Annotated in this window: 10 protein-coding genes, 1 tRNA gene and 2 pseudogenes; 5 read left to right on the forward strand and 8 right to left on the reverse strand. The window is 72.3% G+C overall.

What is annotated here, in order from left to right:
• Positions 1–125 precede the first annotated feature (125 nt).
• Positions 126–3623 (forward strand): S41 family peptidase, encoded by a 3498-nt coding sequence (locus ACFWBB_RS18720; protein ID WP_385273127.1) that lies wholly within the window; start codon positions 126–128, stop codon positions 3621–3623.
• Between the two features lie 108 nt (positions 3624–3731).
• Here ACFWBB_RS18720 and ACFWBB_RS18725 read toward each other — a convergent pair whose 3' ends face one another.
• The 4 genes and pseudogenes from ACFWBB_RS18725 to ACFWBB_RS18740 all read right to left on the reverse strand — a co-directional run bounded on the left by ACFWBB_RS18725 (position 3732) and on the right by ACFWBB_RS18740 (position 7727).
• Positions 3732–4004 (reverse strand): hypothetical protein, encoded by a 273-nt coding sequence (locus ACFWBB_RS18725; protein WP_385273130.1) that lies wholly within the window; start codon positions 4002–4004, stop codon positions 3732–3734.
• Between the two features lie 92 nt (positions 4005–4096).
• Complete coding sequence (locus ACFWBB_RS18730) at positions 4097–4981, reverse strand: SDR family oxidoreductase (protein WP_385273133.1); 885 nt, start codon at positions 4979–4981, stop codon at positions 4097–4099.
• Positions 4978–5853, reverse strand: a pseudogene (locus ACFWBB_RS18735) (alpha/beta fold hydrolase); the annotation flags it as partial. The pseudogene ACFWBB_RS18735 and the gene ACFWBB_RS18730, both read right to left, overlap by 4 nt.
• Positions 5854–6167: 314 nt before the next feature.
• Positions 6168–7727, reverse strand: coding sequence for a flavin-containing monooxygenase (locus ACFWBB_RS18740; protein ID WP_385273136.1), 1560 nt, complete (start codon positions 7725–7727; stop codon positions 6168–6170).
• Between the two features lie 141 nt (positions 7728–7868).
• Between ACFWBB_RS18740 and ACFWBB_RS18745 the strand changes: the two genes are divergently transcribed.
• Positions 7869–8513, forward strand: coding sequence for a MerR family transcriptional regulator (locus ACFWBB_RS18745; protein WP_385273139.1), 645 nt, complete (start codon positions 7869–7871; stop codon positions 8511–8513).
• A gap of 195 nt (positions 8514–8708) precedes the next feature.
• Here the strand turns inward: ACFWBB_RS18745 and ACFWBB_RS18750 are convergent, their stop codons facing one another.
• Positions 8709–9512: an exodeoxyribonuclease III gene (locus ACFWBB_RS18750; protein WP_385273142.1), complete on the reverse strand. Its 804-nt coding sequence runs from the start codon at positions 9510–9512 to the stop codon at positions 8709–8711.
• 99 nt (positions 9513–9611) lie between these two features.
• On the opposite strand from ACFWBB_RS18750, the gene ACFWBB_RS18755 reads away from it, so the two are divergent.
• Positions 9612–10094: a GNAT family N-acetyltransferase gene (locus ACFWBB_RS18755; RefSeq protein WP_385273145.1), complete on the forward strand. Its 483-nt coding sequence runs from the start codon at positions 9612–9614 to the stop codon at positions 10092–10094.
• Positions 10095–10156: 62 nt separating this feature from the next.
• Here the strand turns inward: ACFWBB_RS18755 and ACFWBB_RS18760 are convergent.
• A pseudogene (locus ACFWBB_RS18760) lies at positions 10157–10801 on the reverse strand (response regulator); the annotation flags it as partial.
• A 194-nt stretch (positions 10802–10995) separates the two neighbouring features.
• Here ACFWBB_RS18760 and ACFWBB_RS18765 point away from each other — a divergent pair.
• Entirely contained in the window at positions 10996–11862 is an 867-nt protein-coding gene (locus tag ACFWBB_RS18765; protein ID WP_385273148.1) for an ABC transporter ATP-binding protein, read from the forward strand.
• A complete protein-coding gene (locus tag ACFWBB_RS18770) occupies positions 11856–14387 on the forward strand; it encodes an ABC transporter permease (RefSeq protein WP_385273216.1) in 2532 nt (843 codons plus the stop codon). Before ACFWBB_RS18765 ends, ACFWBB_RS18770 begins: the two co-directional genes overlap by 7 nt.
• 222 nt (positions 14388–14609) lie before the next feature.
• Here ACFWBB_RS18770 and ACFWBB_RS18775 read toward each other — a convergent pair whose 3' ends face one another.
• Together ACFWBB_RS18775 and ACFWBB_RS18780 are read right to left on the reverse strand one after the other, a co-directional pair.
• Positions 14610–14894, reverse strand: coding sequence for a hypothetical protein (locus tag ACFWBB_RS18775; RefSeq protein WP_385273151.1), 285 nt, complete (start codon positions 14892–14894; stop codon positions 14610–14612).
• A gap of 542 nt (positions 14895–15436) precedes the next feature.
• Positions 15437–15510, reverse strand: a tRNA-Ala gene (locus ACFWBB_RS18780).
• Positions 15511–15566: the final 56 nt, after the last annotated feature.

Consider the following 15566-nt stretch of genomic DNA (forward strand, 5'->3'; position numbering starts at 1 on the left):
CGAAACGAAACCGTTTCGTACGTGTGCTGACTCACGAACGTGAAGGACACCTGAAGCGAGCACATGAGGCGGGCACCGCCGGCACATAAGTTGCCCGGCCCCTTTCGCCGGAAAAACATGGGGAGGTGAGCTATCTGCGTCTGCCCCACCTCAGTGGTGACCTGCTGTGCTTCGTGGCCGAGGACGACCTCTGGCTGGCCCCCCTGGACGGCCCCGGCCGCGCCTGGCGGCTCACCGTCGACCGCACCAAGGCCGGGCACCCGCGCTTCTCCCCCGACGGGCGCCGGATCGCGTACACGAACTGGCGCAGCCTCGTCCCGGAGATCCATCTGGTGCCCGTGGACGGCGGACCGGGGCGACGGCTGACCTACTGGGGCAGCTCCGACACCCAGGTCTGCGGCTGGACACCCCCCGACCAGGACGGGAACGCCGACATCCTCGCCGTCGCCTCCCACGGCGAGCCCTTCTCCTACTTCACCTGGGCCTACAAGGTCCCCACCGACGGCGCCCCCGGCCGCAAACTCCCCTGGGGCCCGGTCTCCGACCTCCAGAGCGCCGACATCGACGGCGAGCACAGGACCCTCCTGCTCACCGGCACCCCACCGCACGAACCCGCCGCCTGGAAGCGGTACCGGGGCGGGGCGACGGGCCGTCTGTGGCTGCACGGGCAACGGCTCATGGAAGACCTCGACGGGCATCTGCACTCCCCCCTCTTCGTCGGCGGACGGATCGCCTTCCTCTCCGACCACGAGGGCGTCGGCAACCTCTACTCCTGCGCCCACGACGGCTCCGGCCTGCGCCGGCACACCGACCACGACGCCTTCTACGCCCGGCACGCCGCCAGCGACGGCACCCGGGTGGTGTACCAGTGCGCCGGGGACCTGTGGATCGTCGACGACCTCGCCGCCGGCTCCGAACCGCGCCGGCTCGACGTCCGGCTGAACGGGCCGCGCGCGGGGCGGCGGCCGTACCAGATCCCGGCCGCCCAGCACGTGGACGGCATCTCCGTGGACGAGACGGGACGGGCCAGCGCCGTCGTCGTCCGCGGCAGCCTGTACTGGCTGACGCACCGGGACGGCCCCGCCCGGACGATCACCGACACCCCCGGGGTACGGGTGCGGCTGCCGGAGATGCTCGGCTCGGGCGGCCAGGTCGCCTATGTGACGGACGCGGAGGGCGAGGACGCCGTCGAGATCGCCTGTCTGCCCCGGGCCACCGGCGTCCGCGAGCCCCGGCGACTGGCCGCCGGACGGCTCGGGCGGGTCCTGGAGATGGTCTCCGACCCGCAGGGCGAACGGCTCGCCGTCACCTCGCACGACGGACGACTGCTCCTGATCACGGTGTCCGCCGAGATCACGGTGTCCGACGGCATCACCGTGTCCGACGGCATCGCCGCGTCCGACGGCATCGCCGGCCCGGCCGACGCCCCGGCCGCCGGCGAGGGCGGTGACGACCGGGGCCACGAGGGCTCGGGGGACGTGGGGGGCGACGGCCCGGGCGGTGCGGGCTCAAGCGGTGCGGGCTCGGGCGGTGACGGCCCGGGCAGTGCGGGCTCGGGCAGTGACGGCGCCGCGAAGACGGGCTCGGGCGGCGAGGACCCCGGCGACGAGGTCACCGAGTTGATCTCGTCACTCAACGGGCCCGTGCGAGACCTGGCCTTCTCCCCCGACGGGAGCTGGCTGACCTGGTCGCATCCGGGGATCGGCCGGTCGCTGCGGCAGATCAAGATGGCCCGCATGAAGGACCGGCTCGTCGTGGACGTCACGAACGGCCGGTTCGAGGACGAGAACCCGGTCTTCACCAGGGACGGCCGCTACCTGGCCTTTCTCTCCTGGCGCGGCTTCGACCCGGTGTACGACGTGCACACAGGGGACCTGTCCTTCCCGCTGGGCTGCCGCCCCTACCTGGTGCCGCTGTCGTCGGCGACCCCCTCCCCCTTCGCCCTGACCCCGGAGGGCCGCCCGGCCGCCGGAGGCCTGGACCCGGTGGAGGACGACGAGGGCGGGGACGGGACCGTGACCGTGGAGACCGAGGGGCTGGAGAACCGGGTCACGCCCTTCCCGGTGCCGGCGTCCAAGTACTCGGCGCTGTACCCGGTGGCGGGCGGCGGCCTGGTGTGGCTGCGCTGGCCGATCTCGGGGGCGCTGGGCGAGACGTTCGCGAACCCGGACGACACCAGCGGGCGACCGACGCTCGAGTACTTCAGCATCAGCAAGGCGAAGAAGTCCGAACTCGTCGGCCATCTCGACTGGTTCGCGCTCAGCGGGGACGGCTCCCGGCTGGTCGTGGTCGACGAGGGCGACCTGCGGGCGGTGCCGTCGAGCGAGTCGGGGGACCCGGACTCCACGGTCTGGATCGACCTGCGGCGCATCCTGCACGAGGTGGACCCGGGCGCCGAGTGGCGTCAGTCGTACGAGGAGGCCGGACGACTGATCCGCTCCTACTTCTGGGACCCGGGGATGTGCGGCGTCGACTGGGACGCGGTGCTCGACCAGTACCGGCCGCTGGTCGAACGGATCGCGTCGCCCGACGAGTTCGCCGACCTGCTGCGTGAGGTGCTGGGCGAGCTGGGCACGTCCCACGCGTACGTCACCGCCGCCCGCCGCAACGAGGGCCCGCCGCACTACCAGCGCCTCCAGGGACTGCTGGGCGCCAACCTCGTACCCCGCGAAGGCGGTTGGACGGTCCGGCGGATCCTGCCCGGCGACTCCTCCGACTCCAAGGCGCGTTCGCCGCTGGCCGGGACCGGGGTCCGGGAGGGGGCGGTGCTCACGCACGTGGACGGCCGGGAGGTCGACCCGGTGACCGGCCCGTATCCGCTCCTCGCCGGCGCCGGCGGCACCACGGTCGAACTCACCTTCACCCCGGCGCAGGGTACGGCGGGCCGCCCGCGCCGGGTGGCCGTGGTCCCGCTCACCGACGAACGCCCCCTGCGCTACCAGGACTGGGTGGCCAAACGGCGCGCCGTGGTGAGGGAGTTGAGCGGCGGCCGGTGCGGCTATCTGCACATCCCCGACATGGGCGGCTCGGGCTGGGCCCAGTTCAACCGCGACCTGCGGATGGAGGTGTCCAGGCCCGCCCTGATCGTGGACGTACGCGGCAACGCGGGCGGCCACATCAGCGAGCTGGTGGTGGAGAAGCTGACCCGCAGGATCCTGGGCTGGGATCTCACCCGCGACGCACAGCCGGTGTCGTACGCCTCGAACGCGCCGAGGGGCCCGGTGGTGGCACTCGCGGACGAGGCGACGTCCTCGGACGGCGACATGATCACGGCCGCCTTCAAGCTGCTGAAGCTGGGCCCGGTGGTCGGCCAGCGCACCTGGGGCGGCGTGGTCGGCATGACCGGACGCCACCGGCTCGGCGACGGCACGGTCATCACCGTCCCGATGAACGCGGCCTGGTTCGACGCCTACGGCTGGTCCGTGGAGAACAAGGGCGTCACCCCCGACCTCGAGGTGCTGCGCACCCCGCTCGACTGGGCCGAGGGCCGCCACGCCCAACTGGACGACGCCGTACAGCTGGCCCTGGACCTCCTCACCGGCAACCCCCCGGCCACCCCGCCGACCTACGACGACGTCCCCGACCGCTCCCGCCCCGAGCTGCCCCCGCGGCAGGGGTCTTGACGCCTGCCGCGGCAAAGGCCTCGACGCCTCCGCGGCAAGGGCCCTGGAGAGACAGGGGCGCCCTCCCGGAGGAGGGCGCCCCACGTCAACGGCGGTAGCCGAACTCAGCTACACGTCGAAGTCCTGACCGATGCGGTCGTCGTCCTCGCGCCGCATACGCTCCGTGTCCTGACCGGGACGCTCACCCGGACGCTCACCGGGGCGGCCACCGGAACGCTCGCCGGGACGCTCACCGGCGCGCTCGCCCGGACGCTCACCGGGACGCTCGCCCGGGCGCTGCTTGCCACGCGACTGAGCCTGCTCCTTGGCCTGCTCGGCCTTCTGCTTGGCCTGCTGCTTCCACTGCTCGGACTGGTCCTGGAACTTTTCCTTCATACCCATGTGGGTTCACTCCTGTAGGAGATGAGGGGGGTTTGGGCCCCGTGGTGGGGCCTCGACCAGATTCACATGGGCGCTCACCCGGCGCATCTCGATCAACTACGCTGCGTAGCCCTCGCCTGTTCGTCGGCGGAGCCACCAGCCCCCACCAGCCCCGTCCGCATCCCCTTCAGCCTGGGCGCGAACCGCTTCATCTCCCGTTGGCCGACCGTCCCGATGAGCCCGGGCAGATAGCCGCGCACGCCCTGCATCCCCCGCAGCCACCACTGCCCGTACACGTGCGACGAACGCCGCTCGATCCCGGCCACGAGCCGGTCGACGGCCGGCCCCAGCGGGTACGTCTTGTTGGACGGCCACGGCAGCCGCTGCCTCAACTCCCGCATCACCTCGTCCTGATCGGCGCCCCGCACCATGTCGGTGTCGGTCCAGGACAGATACCCGACGCCGACGCGGACGCCCTGGTGCCCGACCTCGGCACGCAGGCTGTGCGCGTACGCCTCCACGCCCGACTTGGACGCGCAGTACGCGGTCATCATCGGCGCCGGGGTCATCGCGGCGAGCGAGGCGATCTGGAGGAGGTAGCCGCGGCTCTCCCGCAGCAGCGGCAGGAAGGCACGGGCCGTGACCGCCGAGCCGATCAGATTGACCTCGATCACCCGGCGCCAGGCCTGCGGATCGGAGTCGGCGAACGGACCGCCGTTGGCGACACCGGCGTTGGCGACCACGATGTCCACCTTGCCGAAGCGTTCCTTCACCTCCGCCGCGACCCGGGTCATCGCCTCGTGGTCGGTGACGTCGGCGTACCAGTGGTCGCTGTCGCTGTGCAGCCGCTCGGAGACCTGCTTGAGCGCGTCCGGCTCCAGACCGACCAGCGCGACCTTCGCACCGCGCGCGGAGAGCTTGCGGGCGAGCAGCTCCCCGACGCCCCGCGCCGCCCCCGTCACTACGGCGACCCGTCCCTCGAGGCTGACAACGCTCATGCGCCCTCCTTCAACTGTGCGTACGTGGTGACGAGTTCCCGGATCCGGCCGGTGACCAGGTCGGGTGCCTCGACCGGCGTCATGTGGCCGAGGCCGGGCAGTTCGGTGAGGCCGACGCAGTGCGGGAGCTCGGCGGCGATCCGGCGGGCGTGCACCGGCGGGGTGAGCCGGTCACCGGTGCCGACGATCACCGCCGTCGGCACGCTCAACGCCCGTACGCCGTGGTCGAGATCGAGCAGGTTCAGCACGTGCGACCAGGTGTGCCGCACCTTGCGCGGGCAGGCGTGCACGATGCGGGCGCACGCGTCCACCATGTGCGGGGCGGAACCGGCGCCCATCGTGGCGTACTTGAGGATCCGCTTCGCGACCGGCGTGACCGGTCCGAGGGGTGCCCGGGATCCGAGGACGTGCCGCGTCAGCCAGGTCCGCAGCCGGCCGGGCGGCAGGGGCAGGACGGTGGACTCGGCGACCAGTCCCGAGGCACCGGTGCTGCACAGCAGGACGGCCGCCGTGTGCTCCCGGAAGCCGTCTCTGCCGGCCGCCGCCAGCACCGCCATGCCGCCCATGGAGTGCCCGGCGATCACGGCCTTCTCGCCGGGCGCGAGCGTCGCGGCGAGGACGGCCTCCAGATCGTCGGCGAGGGTGTCCGTGCTGCACGCCTGGCTCGGCAGGGTGCGTCCGTGGCCGCGCTGGTCGTAGGCGATGACCCGGTGATCGGCGGCGAGATCCCGGATCTGGTCCGCCCAGAACGCGGTCGAGCAGGTCCACCCGTGCGCGAGGACGACAGCGGGCGCGGTCCCGGAACCATGGATCTCGACATGCAGACGGGTGCCGTCGGCGGAGACGGCGGTGAGCTCACGCGCGGGCTCGGGGGCGGGCGCGGAAACGGCCTTGGGGGCGGGCCCCGGGGTGGCCTTGAGGGCGGACTTGGGGGCCGGCCCAGGTGCGGCCTTGGGGGCGGGCCCGGAGGTGACCGCGGAGGCCGACCCGGAGGCCGACCCGGAGACGGGCCCGGAGGCGGGCTTGGGGACAGACCCGGAGGGGGTGGCCTTGGAGGCCGCCCCGGAGACGGGCCCGGAGGTGGCCGCGGAGGCCGACCCGGAGACGGGCCCGGAGGCGGGCTTGGGGACAGACCCTGAGGGGGTGGCCTTGGGGGCCGGCTTGCCGGTGGGGTCGGCCGGGGAGGTCATGCCGTCACCTCGTTCTCACCGATGGGCTCCTCTGCGGTCCCCTCGGCGGCCGTCTTCACGGCGGGCCCTCGCAGGACCTCGTACTCCGCGAGGTCCACGCGTCGGGTGGCGCGCCGGAACTCGGCCGTCGTCCCCGGCCAGATGGTGGTGTTGCGGCCGCTCGCGTCCATGTACCAGCTGGTGCAGCCACCCGTGTTCCACACCGTGCGCTTCATCCGGTCCTGCACCCGGCGGTTCCAGGCGTGCACGGCGCTCGGACGGGCGTCCAGGGCCGCGCGCCCTCCCCCGGTGCCTTGAGGGCCTGGGGGGACCTCCAGGACGTCGAGCTGGCGCAGATAGTCCGCCATGTAGTTCAGCTGGGACTCGATCATGAGGATCATGGAGGAGTTCCCGAGGCCGGTGTTGGGGCCGATGATCGTCATCCAGTTGGGGAAGCCGGCGGCGGAGGCGCCACGCAGGGCTTGCATACCGTCCTTCCAGCTCTCCGCGAGGGTCCGCCCATCGGCGCCCACCACCCGGTCGGCGATCGGCATGTCGGTGACGTGGAAGCCGGTGCCGAAGACGATCGCGTCGGCCTCGGCCTCGCTCCCGTCGGCGGCGATCAGCGTGGACCCGCGGATCTCGCTCAGTCCGCTCGCGACGACGTCCACGTTGGGCTGCGCGAGGGCCGGATAGTAGGTGCTGGAGAGCAGGATCCGCTTGCAGCCGATGCGGTAGTCGGGGGTGAGCCTGGCGCGCAGAGCCGGGTCCTTGATGGCGCGGGCCATGTTCTGCTTGGCGAGCTGCTCGACGAGACCGAGTTGGTTCGGGTGCTTGGTGAACGCCTGGACCTGGAGTTCCCGGATGCCCCAGAGCAGCCCGCGGCGCATCTTGGCGGTGACGGGCATGGCCCGGTGCAGGCTGCGCTCCGCGGCACTGATCGCCCGGTCCACGCGGGGCATCACCCAGGGCGGGGTGCGCTGGAAGAGCGTCAGCCTGGAGACGTCGGGCTGGACGGCCGGCACGATCTGGATGGCGGAGGCGCCGGTGCCGACCATGGCGACGCGCTGCCCGCTGAGGTCGTGGTCGTGGTCCCAGCGGGCCGAGTGGAAGACCTTGCCGGGGAAGGAGTCGAGGCCGGGGATCTCCGGGATCTTCGGGTCGGACAGCGGCCCGGTGGCCGACACGACGACGTCGGCGAAGTACCGCCCCCCGCTGGTCTCGATGTCCCAGCGCAGTTCCCTCGCGTCCCACGTCATCCGCAGCACCTCGGAGTCGAACCGCAGATGCGGACGGAGCCGGAAGGCGTCCGCCACGTGCTCCAGATAGGCGCGGATGTGCTCCTGCCCGGAGAAGGTGCGCGGCCAGTCCGGATTGGGCGCGAAGGAGAAGGAGTACAGGTGGGAGGGCACGTCACAGGCGCACCCCGGGTAGCTGTTGTCCCGCCAGGTCCCGCCGACGCTGCTCGCCCGCTCCAGGACGACGAAGTCGGTGATCCCCTCCCGGCGCAGCCGCACGGCGGCCCCCAGCCCGCCGAAACCGGACCCGATCACCGCCACCCGTACGTGTTCGGTCATCCCGACACCTCCTAGCCGCGCGTGCGACTCAACGGACTCCGCCAGTGAACACTGGCGCAATGGGAGCGTAGAGCAGCTCCGTACTGATGGGTAGGGGCCGGGAGAGGGAAAGTTACCGGCGGTACAACATAGGCTTCCCGGGTGACCGACAAGCGGGAGTACCGAACGGAGGAGCTGGCCGGGGAGGCCGGCATCACGGTGCGCACCCTGCGCTTCTACCGCGAGCGCAAACTGCTCGCGCCACCCCGCCGCGAGGGCCGTATCGCCTGGTACGACGACCATCACCTGGCCCGCCTGCGCACCATCGCGGCGCTGCTGGAACGCGGCCACACCCTCACCGGCATCGCGGAGCTGGCAGACGCCCTCGACCACGGCCGCGGCGTCGCCGATCTCCTCGGCGTCGGCGGCCCCACCGAGGAGGAGCCGGTCCGGCTGACCCCCGAGGAACTCGCCGCGCGCTTCGAGGGCCAGGTCACCACCGAGAACCTCGCCGCGGCCCTGGACCTCGGCTACCTGGGCACCGACGGCGACGAGATCGTTCACATCAGCCGCCGTCTGCTGGACGTCTCCTCCGCCCTGGTCCGCGAGGGCATCCCCCTCGCCGAGGTCCTCGCGGCGGGCGTCCGGGTCCGCGAACACGCCGACGCCCTCGCCGCCCTCTTCACCGACCTGATCCTGCGCCACGCGACCGAGGAAGACCTGCCCCGCCTGCGCCCGCTGGCCCGCAGCGTGGTGGAGGCGGAACTCTCACTGGCCCTGGACCGGCGACTGCACAAGGCGACCTAGAGGTCATACCTGAGGACGACCCGGAAAGTCGCACTCAGGCCGACCCGGAGGTCATACGCAAGGCCGACCCGGAGCTCACACGTGAGGCCGACCCGGAGACCGCCGCCCCTGACGCCGACCAGCACGTCCGTGAGCTCATCGGCGTCGGCGGCGCGCCCCCGGGCCGGCCTGGTACTGCAACGGTGCGTTGCAGTACTAGAGGTCGTAGACCACGGTCACCGGAGCGTGGTCCGACCAGCGCTCGCCGTGCGTGGCCGCCCGCTCCACCAACCCCTTGACGGCCTTGTCCGCGAGAGAGGGCGTCGCGACATGGAGGTCGATGCGCCATCCTGAGTCGTTGTCGAAGGCCCGCCCGCGGTACGACCACCACGTGTACGGCCCCGCCACCTCCGGGTGCAGCGCCCTGACGACGTCCACGTAGCCGCCGTCCCCGGCGGTGAAGACCCGGGTCAGCCAGTCGCGCTCCTCCGGGAGGAAACCGGAGTTCTTGGTGTTGGAGCGCCAGTTCTTGAGGTCGGCCTGCTGGTGGGCGATGTTCCAGTCGCCGCAGACGAGGACCTCACGGCCGTCGGCGGCGGCACGGACGCGCAGCTCCTTCAGGTGAGCCAGGAACTCGTCCATGAAGCGGACCTTCTCGTCCTGCCGGTCGGTGCCGACCTCACCGGAGGGCAGGTAGAGGGAGGCGACCGTCACACCGGGCAGGTCGGCCTCGACGTAACGGCCGCTGCCGTCGAACTCGGCCGAGCCGAAGCCGACGCGGACGGCGTCCGGTTCGCGGCGGCTGTAGAGGGAGACACCGGCGCGGCCCTTGGCGGCGGCCGGGGCGTGGGTGACGAACCAGCCCTCGGGGGCCCGGACCGCCTCCGGCAGCTGCTCCGGCTCGGCACGCACCTCCTGCAGGCACAGCACGTCGGCGGAGGTGTCCGCGAGCCACTCCACGAAGCCCTTCTTCGCGGCGGCACGCAGTCCATTCACGTTCACGGAGGTCACGGTCAGCACCCGGGCACGATACAGCCATGATTCCGGGCGGATACCGGCACACTGGACCAGGTCCAGATTTCACTTTCCCGGATTGTGCATACAACTACTGTGAGCAGCATGAATATACGCCCGGTCCCCTTCGACCACCCCGACGCCGTCAAGCTCAACGACGATGTCCAGGCCGAGTACCACGAGCGCTACGGCGACGGCGGTGACGCCACGGTCCTGGAGCCGTCCGACTTCCAGCGCCCGCGCGGGGTCTACCTCATCGCGTACGACGAGCTGGACCGGCCTGTGGCCACGGGCGGCTGGCGCAGTCAGGACGACGACGGCAAGGGCCACGAGGACGGCGACGCCGAGCTCAAGCGGATGTTCGTGATCCGGGAAGTGCGCGGCAGAGGACTGGCCCGTCGGATGCTCAGCGCGCTGGAAGAGGACGCGCGGGCGGCCGGCCGCATCCGGATGGTCCTGGAGACCGGCACCGAGCAGCCGGAGGCCATCGCCCTGTACACCTCCAGCGGCTACGAGCCGTGCACGAAGTTCGGCTACTACCGCGAGTACGAGAACAGCCGGTGCTACGCCAAGCCGCTCGGTTCCTGAACGGCGACGCCTGAACCGCGACGCCTGAAACCGCGACGCCTGGACCCGGCCCCTGAAGTACCTCAGCTCCTGAGGTAGGCGAGCACCGCCAGGACGCGGCGGTGGGTGTCGTCCGCGGATGGCAGGTCCAGCTTGGTGAGGATGCCGCCGATGTGCTTGCCGACGGCCGCCTCCGACACCACCAGCTGACGGGCTATCGCGCCGTTGGACCTCCCCTCGGCCACCAGCGCCAGCACCTCCCGCTCACGCGGGGTGAGCCGGGCCAGCGGATCGCGGCGCCGGCGCGGCAACTGCCGTACGACCTCGGGGTCGACGACAGTGCCGCCGGCCGCGACCTCGCGCAGCGCGTCCACGAACTGCTCCACCTGGCCCACCCGGTCCTTGAGCAGGTACCCGACGCCGGTGCCGTCACCGGAGTCCAGGAGTTCGGCCGCGTACGCGCGCTGCACGTACTGGCTGAGGACGAGCACCGGCAGCCCGGGCCGCTCCGCGCGCAGCCGGACCGCCGCCCGCAGCCCCTCGTCCTGGAAGGCGGGCGGCATGCGGACGTCGGTGACGACGATGTCGGGCGCGTGCTCGGCGACCGCCTCCAGGAGACCCCGCGCGTCACCCACCGCCGCCACGACCTCGTGCCCGAAGCGGGTGAGGAGCGTCGTCAGACCGTCGCGCAACAGCACGCCGTCCTCGGCGAGAACTACGCGGAGCCCTCGGACACCGTCCCCGTCGGTCCGGTCACCCGACTCGGCCGGCCGGACGCGCCGGGCTCGCCCGGCTCGTTCGGTCGGCTCAGCCGACTCGGCTCGTTCGGCCGAGCCCGCCAGGCCCGGCGGGCTCGGCCGACCCGCCACCCCCGGCCGGCTCGGCTGGTCCGGCACCCCCGGCCGGCTCGGCCGGCCCGGCAGTGAGCCGGCGATACGGTGCCGCGGGCACCGGGGTGACCGCGCTCGACGACGTCACCCTCACCCTGCCCAGGGGTTCCTTCACCGCCGTCATGGGACCGTCGGGCTCGGGCAAGTCGACGCTGCTCCAATGCGCGGCCGGGCTGGACCGGCCCACCTCTGGATCCGTGCGGATCGGCGGGACCGAACTGACCGGGCTGAGCGAGCGGCGGCTGACCCTGCTGCGCCGGAAGCGGATCGGTTTCGTCTTCCAGGCGTTCAACCTGCTGCCCGCCCTCACCGCCGAGCAGAACGTGGCCCTTCCGCTGCGGCTCGCCGGGCGCCGCCCGCCCAGGGCAGAGGTCCTTGAGGCCCTGCGGCAGGTCGGACTCGCCGACCGCGCCGGCCACCGCCCGGACCGGCTCTCCGGCGGCCAGCAGCAGCGCGTCGCCCTGGCCCGCGCCGTGATCACCCGCCCGGAGGTCCTGTTCGGCGACGAACCGACCGGCGCGCTGGACTCCGGTACCGGCCGCGAGGTGCTGACCCTGCTGCGCTCCCTGGTCGACGACGGCGGCCAGACCGTCGTCATGGTCACCCACGACCCGCTCGCCGCCTCCTACGCGGACCGGGTGATCTTCCTGGTCGACGGCCGCGTGCACGGCGACCTCTCCGGCGTCGGCACGCGCGTGGAGACGATCGCGGCACGAATGGCGAGGCTGGAGACCGAGCCAGGCGAACCCACGGTCTTCTTGGCGGACGCCCCGTCAGGTGTCCTGGCGAATACCCCGTCAAGTGCCTCAACAGACGCCCGGTCAAGTGCCCCGGCGGGTGCCCCGTCAAGTGCCTCGGCAGGCGCCGGGTGGAGCGCCCCGGCGGGTTCCCCGTGCTGAGCGTCGCGTTGCGCACCCTGCGCGCGCGGTGGGCCGCCTTCGTCGGCAGTTTCGTCGCTCTCGCGCTCGGCGTCGCCCTGCTCACCGTGATGGGCCAGGCGCTGGCCGCGTCACTGGACGCGCCGGTGCGCGCCCCGGAGCGGTTCGCGGCGGCCCCGGTGGTGGTCAGGGGTCAGGACACCCTGCGGGTGGTGACCCCGACCGGCGAGCGGACGAAGGAGCTGGCCCGGCCGCGTCCGGTGCCCGCCGCGACCGTCGCCGCGCTCCGCTCGCTCGGCCCGGTCACCGAGGACCGCTCCTTCCCGGTCCGGGTGGACGGGGCCCCCGCCTCCCCCACTCGCGGCTTCGCCCGAGCGGGGGGACCCCCATCGGACGACCTGGTCGGCCACCCCTGGTCGACGGCGCGCTTCGCCCCCTACGTGCTGACCGCGGGCCGGGCCCCCGCGGCGGCCGACGAGGTGGTGACCAGCGGCGACTGGGCGGCCGTGGGCACCCGACTGCGCACCGCGGACGGACCGTCACTCGTGGTCGGGACGGTCCGCCGCCTTGCCTTCGAACACGCCGTCTTCTACGCGGACGCCCGAGCCGCCGTCCTCGCCCCGCAATCACCTCAGTTGGTCGTGGAGGCGGACGCGGCGGCCGTACGAGCAGCGGTCAGGGACGAGGAAGCGGAGGAGGACGTGCGGATCCTCACCGGGGACGCCCGTCGGCTCGCCGACGCCGACCCGGGCCGGGACGCCGAGGCGCTCACGGCGCTGAACGCCCTGTTCGGCACGGCGGGCGGCGTGACCGCCTTCGTGTCCGTCTTCGTCGTGGCCTCCACCTTCGCCTTCGCTGTCGACCGGCGGCGCCGCGAGTTCGGGCTGCTGCGCACCGCCGGGGCCACACCGGGCCAGGTCCGGCGGACGGTCCTGGCGGAGGCCCTGCTGATCGGCGCGCTCGCCTCGGCCACGGGCTGCGCGCTGGGCGCGTACGGCGCGCCGCTCCTGGGCGACCTGGTGGTCGACGGCGGACTCGCACCCGCCTGGTACGGGATCGGCGGCCCTGCGGCCGGCGTCTGGCCGTACCACCTGGCCTTCTGGACGGGCCTGCTCGTCGCCCTGTGCGGTGCGCTCGCCGCGTCCTGGCGGGCCGGCCGGACCGCCCCGGCACAAGCGCTGCGCGAGGCCTCGGTGGACGGACGCGCGCTGACCCGCGGCCGGCGCGTGTGCGGTACGGCGTTGCTGCTCGCCGCCGTCGCGACCCTGGCGTACACGCTGGTGACCGACCCGGGCGAGCTGCTGCACCGCAAGTCGTACATCAGCCGTCCGATGCTGCTCATCACGGCGGTGGCGCTGCTCTCACCCCTGACGGTGCGGCCGCTGGTGCCCCGGCTGCCGGGCGTGGTCGGCCTGTTGGCGCGGGCCAACGCCACCGCCGGGGTGCGCCGTACCGCCGCCGTGGCCGCGCCCGTCCTGGTCACCGTGGCACTCGCGGGCTCCCTGCTGGGCGCGACGGCCACGCTCGGCGAGGCGGGTGCGGCGGAGGTACGGCAGCAGACGGCCGCCGACTTCGTGGTGACCCCGCGGACCGGAACGGCCCTGCGTCCAGAGGCCCTCGAGCGTCTTCGGCAGGTGCCCGGCACAGCCGTCTCGGCCAGTTCCGCCGCCGCCGTGTTCACGCTGGAGGACGGCGTGGCGCTGGTGAAGTCCGAGGCCAGGGCGGCCGATCCGGCGCTGCTCGCCGCCACCGTACGGCTGCCGGTGACCGCCGGACGGCTCGCCGACCTCGACGACGGGTCGATCGTCGTGACCGAGGAGTGGGCGCGGCACCGGGTGGGACAGCGGGTACGGGTGTGGCTCGGGGACGGTACGCCGAAGACGCTCCGCATCGCCGCCGTGCTGGCCATCGGCACCGGCGACAACGGCGCCTACGTCACCCCGGCCAACGCGGGCGGCGGGGGTGCCGGGGGCGTGGACCGCGTGGATGTACGGGTGCGGCCCGGGGCCGACGCGGCGAGGGTGGCGGCGGGGCTGCGCGCCGTGGACGGGGTGCGCGTCATGGACAGGGCGCAGTGGGTACGCGCCGCCTACCCGCAGACCAACCGGACGACCCGGCTCGGCATGCTGCTTGTCCTGGGCGTCGCGCTCCTCTACAGCAACATCTCGCTCGCCAACACCCTGGTCATGGCGGCCGCCGAACGCAGGCCCGGCGTGAGGGCCCTGCGGCTGGCCGGCGCCACGGGCGGACAGGTACTACGGCTGGCCGCCACGGAGGCGCTGACGGCCGTGGCGTTGGGCGGACTGCTGGACCTGGCGGTGACCGCCGTCGACCTGGCCGGGCTGAGCGGCGCGCTACGACTGCTCTCGGCCCCGGCGACGATCGTCCTGCCCTGGCCGGCGCTCGGCTGGACGGCAGGAACATGCGCACTGCTCGCGACCACCACCGCACTGGCATCGACGGCACCGGCGCTACGCCCCGCCAGAGCCACCAAAACCACCGCTCGCGGGACAACGGGATCAACCGGCCCCGAACTACCGGCCTGAACACGAAAGAGCCCCAGCTCGTTACCCGGCGGGGGCTCCATACTGCGTGGACCTGTGGGGATCTGAACCCCAGACCCCCTCGATGCGAATGCGAATACGGGCCGCGGAGGTTGTTCAGGTCTGCCGGGCTGATCAGCCGGCCGCTGTGAGCCGGTGACGGTCGATCGCGGTCGTGCCGGTTGCTGTATTTTGCTGCTGTACCTCTCGCGGTACCCGCTGCCCCTATTCGCCTGGTGGGATCCGCACGAAGCCCTCGGTCCAGGTGTCTTCGTCGAGTTCGTAACCGTCGAGGATGAAGCACTCCGGCTCGTCCCGGAAGCCCGGCAGCAACTGAGCTCGCTTCATGCGCTCCTCTGCCCGCTCCCGTGTCGAGTAGATGCCGAGCAGTTTCACGTCGTCGCCGTCCTGCTCGTCGACGAAGACGCCGCTTTCGTCGACATGGACGGTCGAGCCGTTGTTGCCGGCCTCGTTCTGGTGGCCAACATGCCAAAGCGGGTACACGATCACGCTCCCGAAGCTACCAGCGCTGAAGTTGAGTCAAGCCATCAGCCATCGGCGGGCACGACAGGGGAACGAACGGACGCATGCCCTACCCCATGGAACGCGTGAAGACGGTCCGCTCCTCCCTGAACTGAACGGGAGTTGGCCAGGCAAGCGGCCGGCGAGCTGTGGTCGGACTTCGACTTCGTGTTCACGACGCGCTACGGGACACCGATCGAACCCCGGAACTTCAACCGCCGGTTTCGTCGACCGCTCGACCCGGGCCGACGTCCGTCAGATCCGGCTGCACGAGACCCGCCACACGTGCGGTTCGCTCCTCGCGGCGCTCGACGTGCACCCGCGGGTCGCGATGCAGATCCTTCGACACAGCAAGATCGCGGTGACGATGGAGGTGTACACGCGCGTCCCGTCGGAGGCCACCCGCCGGGCCTTGCGCAAGCTGGGCAAGCACCTTGGGGACCAAGATCCGGAGTAGTTGCTGTACTTCGCTGCTGTACGACACCAAAGAACCCCTGCCGGATCTCCCCGGCAGGGGTTCTATGCTGCGGTGGACCTGTGGGGATTTGAACCCCAGACCCCCTCGATGCGAACGAGGTGCGCTACCAGACTGCGCCACAGGCCCTTGCAACGAGTGAAACTCTAGCATCCCCGTCGGCCTGCTTGGAAATCCGTTCCCCG

Source organism: Streptomyces sp. NPDC060000 (assembly GCF_042737375.1).
Classification (GTDB): Bacteria; Actinomycetota; Actinomycetes; order Streptomycetales; family Streptomycetaceae; genus Streptomyces.

Bases quoted from the DNA above. Each gene is read 5' to 3' on its own strand.
- ACFWBB_RS18725 (WP_385273130.1), bottom strand. From the start codon at position 4,004: ATGGGTATGAAGGAAAAGTTCCAGGACCAGTCCGAGCAGTGGAAGCAG.
- ACFWBB_RS18730 (WP_385273133.1), bottom strand. From the start codon at position 4,981: ATGAGCGTTGTCAGCCTCGAGGGACGGGTCGCCGTAGTGACGGGGGCG.
- ACFWBB_RS18740 (WP_385273136.1), bottom strand. From the start codon at position 7,727: ATGACCGAACACGTACGGGTGGCGGTGATCGGGTCCGGTTTCGGCGGG.
- ACFWBB_RS18755 (WP_385273145.1), top strand. From the start codon at position 9,612: ATGAATATACGCCCGGTCCCCTTCGACCACCCCGACGCCGTCAAGCTC.